Origin of the sequence: Acinetobacter sp. 243_ASPC (assembly GCF_001054715.1) — a bacterium.
Classification (GTDB): domain Bacteria; phylum Pseudomonadota; class Gammaproteobacteria; order Pseudomonadales; family Moraxellaceae; genus Acinetobacter; species Acinetobacter soli.
In genome coordinates, this window is sequence record NZ_JVOR01000062.1 from 1 (window position 1) to 6,390 (window position 6,390).

The window sequence follows — 6,390 nt, forward strand, 5'->3', positions numbered from 1 at the left end:
GATGTTTCGATGATCTTCACTGACAGTGAAGTCGTGGTACTCATGACCATTGATAGACGTGATACGGTCAATGGCAAGGTTAGTGATTTCTACAACTTCACGGGCCGAACCTGGTACGCCGAGATCATCGTTATGAGTTGCATAATCAAAGCCGGTGTAAATAAAGAAGCCGTCTAACTTAATGACTGCTTTACCCGAGTGTTTGCTGTCAAGCGTAATCGCAGCAATGTCATACTCAGAGGGCTGGGTAATCGGGAATGTAGCGCGAGGCTCTTCTTTTTCGGTGACTATCGCATAAGCGGCAGACAAGCCGAATAGAAGGGCGGAACCTAGTGCAACATGCTTTAAACGAAGGTGCATGCTCGGTCTGTTGTGATTTATTGTGTTTTGTTCCATAATGAACTCCATCGTAAAAAGCCCTGTTTGATGTGAGAGTCGGCGGGGCTTTTTGTTGTCTTGATGGATTAAAATATACCTACAAGGTAAATATAAGTAAATACCTGTGAGGTAAATTTTTATAAATTATTTTTACTTAATTGGTAAATTATTATTTGTTAGATATAAAAAAACCCAACACTGAATTGGGTTTTTGATTTGTCATTGATGTAAAAGTTGCTATTAGCTGCTCAGATTTGAGAATATTTTTCTAAAAACTCATCTATCCACTCTTGAGCTGCATCGATATTGGTTATGTCAGCAAGTTTAAGATTTGTACCTTCAGCCTCGTTAAACCCTTCAATGATTGCTTCAAAGATATTTGCCTCAGCTATGATCTCGCGTGCCATTTCTGCTGGGTCATAACTTTGTTTGGCTTTCTTAAGTCCTGCAATTTGTTTGTCGATCGCAGCACCTATCTTGGCTAATGCTGCTTTAAAATCTTGTTTATTAATAGATAAAGCAGTTTTTGATTTGTTTAATGTTGCGATCATGATCTTATTCCTGAGAATTTAAATAAATCTTGTATTTAAAATATTGTGTACCTACCCACGACTTTGCCAACTAGCCTACAATTAGAGTCAATTGGCATGATTTGCTTATGCCAATTTTGGTTAAGTGGTCGTAAATAATAGTAACCTCCCTCGACCACTAACTCTTTAAATGTTGCTTCACTATCACCATCACACGCCATAACTACCAAATCACCGGTATTCAATTCATCGAGTTGGAAAGTTGGATTTACATAGATTCTATCTTCTGGTTTAAAAGTAGGTTCCATTGATGCACCTTTCACAATTAAACCAAAACCATATTGTCCAGCCCTTGGATTATAAGGAATCCATTCAATAACATGAGACATATCCGACGAGACAACAGGGGTGTAGTCGCCAGCCTGCACCCATGAAATAACAGGTGTTTGCTTGCTCGCTGGCAATCCATCATGAATAACAGGTGGCACATAATGATTAGGTGTGATTTGAGGCTGTTCTTCTTGTGACTGATCCAAATATCCACGCGGCTTATTGAATGCATCTTCAATTTTAACAGCAGTATCATCACCAATATTTTTTGTTGGATTTTTACCTAAATATTGGCTTAACAAGCTATATGACATATCAATTTTTTCGGCAAATTCTTTGCGTTTTAGACCCGACTCCTCCATCAGCCTTTTTGCATTCATATACCTAATTTCATGAATAGTCTTAAATTTAGTCATGATAAGAAAACACCTAAGAATTAGATTACAAAAATACCCTACAGGTAGAAAATATAAATACCCTGATAGGTTGAATGTTTTTTACCTCTAAGGTATATTTATATTTAATTTACCTTATAGGTGTATTTATGCTTACTCTTTATGATTTCTGGCGAGGATTAAGCAAAGGTGAACGAATCCAATTCTGCGATGACGCAAAAATTTCATACAGATATATGGAAACTCACTTAATCCACGGTCGAAAAAAACCAAGCATGGAAACCGTTCAAAAAATGGTTGATGCAAGTAACCAAAAACTAACTCACAAAAGCATTTTTGATTTCTTCCTCGGAAAATCAACTGCTGTTTAGGAACAATCATGAGCAAAGTATTACCCGAACTATCCGCAAGTGCCAGAAACGACGTTTCTCGCATATTGCACGGTCTTGATTCAGGTAACCAAAAAGAAATTGCTGAACAGTTGGGCGTAGATCCAAGCACTGTTACTCGCATGAAAACAGATAGAAAAAACAATGGCTTGAATGAAATTGAAATGTTTTGCGAGCTATTGAGCTGTCTTGGATTGAAAGTTGTGCCTAAAGATTATCAAAGCATTGATAAGGAAAGGGTTGCAGCTCTACTTGTGATGTCAAAAAGCTGGATGAACCGAATTGAAACTGTCGATGACCTTTTCCACGATGAAATCAGCGGGAAAAAAGAAAAACTTGGATATTAAAAAAGCCTGATTGGGAAGATCAGGCTTTAGTGTCCAAACAGTTAGGAAATGAACATGAGCAATATATCAAAACACTACGCAACGAACAAGGCACTTCCAGAACATAAACGCAAACAAGTGATCCAATCCTGGTATGAGCCTGCATTACGCACGTTATCAAAAATTCTCGCCGTGAAAGAAGCAAATCTCAGAAAAATTAATCGTGATATCAAAAATGCTGCGGTTAGTCGCGATGAGTTTATCGATGCTTTGCTCACTGATCACAGGACATTACGCCACGATCATGCGAGCGAGATTATCACCAGTTTGTATCGTGCAGGAAAAATTCGTTTTTTAGGTCGCTTTATTCAAATGAATGAGCAAGGCGGTGAAGTATGAGCACTCAAGGAAAACGCAAACCCCTTACACACGGAACATTAAGTGGCTATCAGCACTATAAATGTCGTTGTAGTAAATGCCGAGAAGTAAAACGTGCTTATGAAAAAAAGTTAAAAGAGCAAAAGGGCCTGAAGAAACCAGAACTTGTTGGCCCTAAATCGATTGCTCATGGAACTTCAAATTCGTATCAATATTACGGTTGCCGTTGCGAGATTTGCAGTGCATTCATGCGTGGATATCGCTTGGGATCGAAATGTGAGTCTGCTTTACAAGTGAAACCTGAAGGAGAACTTACTCCAGTAATACAGATTAAATCTGAGGAATATGAGCGTCAACGCACATGTGGTACTGCTGAAGCTTACTCATTTGGTTGCACCTGTGAACTTTGCCTGACCGAAGGACGAAGCCAGTATTTAAAAATGGTGGTTTTATGATGCCCCAAGAAATACTTAATGAAATTTGGCTCACACCGGCACTGTTTGTAATTAATCACAGTGGTGGTAAGGACAGCCAGGCATTAATGATTGAGTTACTTAAAATTGTTCCTAAGGAGCAAATTCTAGTTGTTCATGCAAGTCTTGGTTACATGGAGTGGCCTGGTGCTCTTGAATTAGCAAAGAATCAAGCTGCAGCTGCGGGAGTTCCATTCATTGTGGCCAAAGCTAATAAAACATTTGTTGATATGGTTTTTAAAAGGTTCAGTGAGCGGCCAGAGGTTCCATCATTTCCAGCGCCAAAATACCGTCAATGTACAAGTGATCTCAAGCGTGATCCCATAAAAAGAGAAGTCCGTCGTTATGCAAAAGCTAATGGTTTTGATCGAATTGTGAATTGTATGGGATTACGTGCAGAGGAATCCAGTAACAGGGCTAAGCAAAATGTATTCAAAGCTTCAGCCGAGAGTGGTAAAGCCGGACGGATTTGGCATGACTACCTGCATATTCATTCTGTAAAAACAAATGAAGTTTTTAAAATCATTAGCGATGCAGGCCAAAAGCCACATCCGGCTTATATTGGCAATGATCGACTGAGCTGTATTGCCTGCATCATGGCCAGCACAACAGATCTTATCTATGGAGCCCAGAATAATCCGGAGACGTATTCATTAATCTGTTTTGTAGAGCAAGTCACGGGATACGCATTTCACGCCAGTATGAAGTTTTTACCGGCTCTCACAGGTATTAAGCCTGATTATTCATACCTGAAAGCACACCAAGACATAGTTTCTAAATTTCTTAATACGCGTTCTTACCGAAAGCGTATTCCGATGCTGGAGGTTACAGCATGAGCAAGTTCGTACCCAATTCATTCATGGTGGCCAACGCATTTGTAGATGATGCCATGAATAAAATTAGTGATGCATCAGTGAAGATCTATTTACTGATCATCCGTAAAACGCGTGGCTGGACGAAAGACAGTGATGCACTTTCATTACGTCAGCTAGAATCACTGTCGAAGAAAAGCCGACCTACAGTTGTCAAATGCTTAAATGAGCTTGAAGAAGTTGGATTGATTAAAAAGCATCATCAGTCTAAATACGGAAATGTATTTTCACCAGTAGACAATTACGACATTGGTGAATTGATCAGATTTCCGCATAAAAAAGTACTGGTTAAAACATTTGTACTATTTAAAAAACAGGTGGTTAAAAATTTTTACCACTTCGGATATGGACCTAAAACAGCTCAAAAACCATACGAGTTTCACTTAAAAACAACTGGTAAAAAAACTTTACTGGTTAAAAATTTTTACCACCTTGAATCTGTGGATAACTCTTTCAACTGGTTAAAAATTTTTACCACTAAACAAGCAGGGTGGTTAAACATTTTTACCGTAAGTGGTAAAGAATTTTTACCGCAAGTGGTAAAGAATTTTAACCCACAAAGTAAAACTATCAAAAGAAACTATCAAAATAAAAAAAATACCTGGCTTTCTTTTGAAAATTTGAAAGATCAGATTGTTTCTTGCAATACGTCGGTGAGTACCGATGAGATTTTAAATGCAACGTGGTTTAACAGAGAACTCGAAGCATTTGAAAATTACAACACCGGTAAAGATCATTCAGATGAGATGATGATCTATTTCTTTGCTGATTGGCTGATCAAAGCAAATTTGAAATACAGCAAGCAAAATCCTGTAAAACCGCAACGCAACCAAAATGAATCTTCTGAAAGCTCAGACTCTGATTTTTTAACTTTTGCATCTGTCAAACAAATGTACATGTTTGCAAACAAGCTCACTGCTCATCCAGTTGTGGTTAGAAAATTTAGCGCTCCTGGTGAATCAACTGAGGCTTTCGCTGGCCGAATAGCTGCCAAACTCTCAGATCCTCAAGAGCGCCAGAACTGGAAAACATACCTTGGTGATGTTGGTTACAAGGCCAAAGCAAAAGGGGGCTCACTATGAGTTATCTCAGAGTAGGAGACTTGGTGCTTCCAGGAGATCCAGAAGAGGCTAAAAAAAACTCTAATTGGAACCCGCAAGGAAATTTAACCGTTGTTGGTGTCCATCAAGGTAAACGTTCCAAAGAGATCATTATCACTGCTGTTGATGAGCGTGGAAATAAGTTTTGCGCTTTAGACGTGGCTTTCAAGAAAGTAAGTGAACAATCACTCAAAGGGGCGAAAACGTGAAAGTACTGGTAGGAATCGATACAGGTGTAAATACGGGTTTCGCCGTGGCATTGGATGAAGGTCAAGGCGGATATCTCATTCAAGTGAATTCATTAACGATTACTCAATCTATGGCCAGAGTTAAAGAGCTTTGTGATCTGTATGGCCAAGCTGAGGTATGCCTATACATCGAAGATGCACGTTTGCGTACATGGTTTGGTTCTGCTGATGCACGTATGAAGAGAAGTGGTGCAGGTATACGCGAGGGAATAGGTTCAGTTAAGCGCGATGCACAGATCTGGGAGGACTGGTGCAAAGAAAACAAGATCAACTACAAGATGATCCATCCAAAAGACAACTGCACCAAATACAAGTCAGATATTTTTCAGAAAATTACCGGTTGGGCGGGCCGAACAAATGAACATGCACGAGATGCTGCAATGCTTGTGTTTAAGCGTTATGCAAAATTTTGATTGAATTAAAAGAGGTATGACATGAGACAGAAGAATAACGATTGGTTTTTTATCCTGGTTTTTATGTTGATGGCGGCAGTAATTATTTCGGCAAACGCATTGAATATTTTTCAGATCTGTAAGACGGCTGATGTGTACTGGGTGAATGGCACGCAATACACATGCAAATGGTTTAAATAGTAGGAGCGCACATATGTTGGTTGAAAAGTTTGATTTTTTAGAGTTCTTGCGCCTTGCTATCGCTCAAGGAAAAGCTGAAGGAAAAAAGATATCTAAGGATGTAGTTTTAGGTGAAATCGCATTGATGCCAGCCGGCGCCAAAAAATGGGCTGAATTGCTGATTGACCGTGTTGACTTTGAACGTATCGCATTGGTTACGGAATCAAAGAAAATTTATGAAACTACAATTATTGACGGTGTAGAGCGTAAAAAGCGTATCGAAGATATACCAGGTAAAGTCGAGTTTAAAAAAGGTGAAATCAATAATGCAGATTTTTTCCGTGTGCGTAATGTCTTGGCAGGAAAGATCCATAAGGAAATGATTAAGAAAAATTTTAA

At 39.0% G+C, this 6,390-nt stretch carries 11 protein-coding genes and 1 pseudogene; 9 read left to right on the forward strand and 3 right to left on the reverse strand.

Features of this window, described 5'->3' with window-relative positions; translation table 11 throughout:
- From ADA42_RS06140 to ADA42_RS06150, 3 genes are all read right to left on the reverse strand, one after another.
- Window positions 1-396, reverse strand: a 396-nt coding sequence (locus tag ADA42_RS06140) for a hypothetical protein (protein WP_152682178.1), incomplete at its 3' end; no start/stop codon positions are given.
- 230 nt (window positions 397-626) lie between these two features.
- The gene (locus ADA42_RS06145; RefSeq protein ID WP_048764116.1) at window positions 627-929 is read right to left on the reverse strand and encodes a hypothetical protein; all 303 of its coding nucleotides are present in this window, start codon (window positions 927-929) and stop codon (window positions 627-629) included.
- Window positions 930-964: 35 nt separating this feature from the next.
- A complete protein-coding gene (locus ADA42_RS06150; RefSeq protein WP_048764119.1) occupies window positions 965-1,654 on the reverse strand; it encodes a LexA family transcriptional regulator in 690 nt (229 codons plus the stop codon).
- A gap of 128 nt (window positions 1,655-1,782) precedes the next feature.
- On the opposite strand from ADA42_RS06150, the gene ADA42_RS06155 reads away from it, so the two are divergent.
- The 9 genes and pseudogenes from ADA42_RS06155 to ADA42_RS06195 all read left to right on the forward strand — a co-directional run.
- Complete coding sequence (locus tag ADA42_RS06155; RefSeq protein ID WP_048764121.1) at window positions 1,783-2,004, forward strand: hypothetical protein; 222 nt, start codon at window positions 1,783-1,785, stop codon at window positions 2,002-2,004.
- 8 nt (window positions 2,005-2,012) lie between these two features.
- On the forward strand, window positions 2,013-2,369 hold the full coding sequence (locus ADA42_RS06160; RefSeq protein ID WP_048764124.1) for a transcriptional regulator: 357 nt from the start codon (window positions 2,013-2,015) through the stop codon (window positions 2,367-2,369).
- A gap of 54 nt (window positions 2,370-2,423) precedes the next feature.
- A complete protein-coding gene (locus tag ADA42_RS06165) occupies window positions 2,424-2,747 on the forward strand; it encodes a hypothetical protein (RefSeq protein WP_048764127.1) in 324 nt (107 codons plus the stop codon).
- Window positions 2,744-3,181, forward strand: a complete 438-nt coding sequence (locus tag ADA42_RS06170; RefSeq protein ID WP_048764128.1) for a hypothetical protein — start codon at window positions 2,744-2,746, stop codon at window positions 3,179-3,181. The genes ADA42_RS06165 and ADA42_RS06170 overlap by 4 nt, the downstream gene beginning before the upstream one ends.
- The gene (locus ADA42_RS06175) at window positions 3,178-4,035 is read left to right on the forward strand and encodes a phosphoadenosine phosphosulfate reductase family protein (RefSeq protein ID WP_048764130.1); all 858 of its coding nucleotides are present in this window, start codon (window positions 3,178-3,180) and stop codon (window positions 4,033-4,035) included. The genes ADA42_RS06170 and ADA42_RS06175 overlap by 4 nt, the downstream gene beginning before the upstream one ends.
- Window positions 4,032-5,153, forward strand: coding sequence for a replication protein (locus ADA42_RS06180; protein ID WP_048764132.1), 1,122 nt, complete (start codon window positions 4,032-4,034; stop codon window positions 5,151-5,153). Before ADA42_RS06175 ends, ADA42_RS06180 begins: the two co-directional genes overlap by 4 nt.
- The gene (locus ADA42_RS06185) at window positions 5,150-5,380 is read left to right on the forward strand and encodes a hypothetical protein (protein ID WP_048764133.1); all 231 of its coding nucleotides are present in this window, start codon (window positions 5,150-5,152) and stop codon (window positions 5,378-5,380) included. The genes ADA42_RS06180 and ADA42_RS06185 overlap by 4 nt, the downstream gene beginning before the upstream one ends.
- Window positions 5,377-5,832 carry a hypothetical protein gene (locus tag ADA42_RS06190; protein WP_048764134.1) on the forward strand — a complete coding sequence of 152 codons (456 nt, stop codon included), beginning with the start codon at window positions 5,377-5,379 and terminating at the stop codon, window positions 5,830-5,832. Before ADA42_RS06185 ends, ADA42_RS06190 begins: the two co-directional genes overlap by 4 nt.
- Window positions 5,833-6,025: 193 nt before the next feature.
- A pseudogene (locus ADA42_RS06195) lies at window positions 6,026-6,390 on the forward strand (hypothetical protein); the annotation flags it as partial.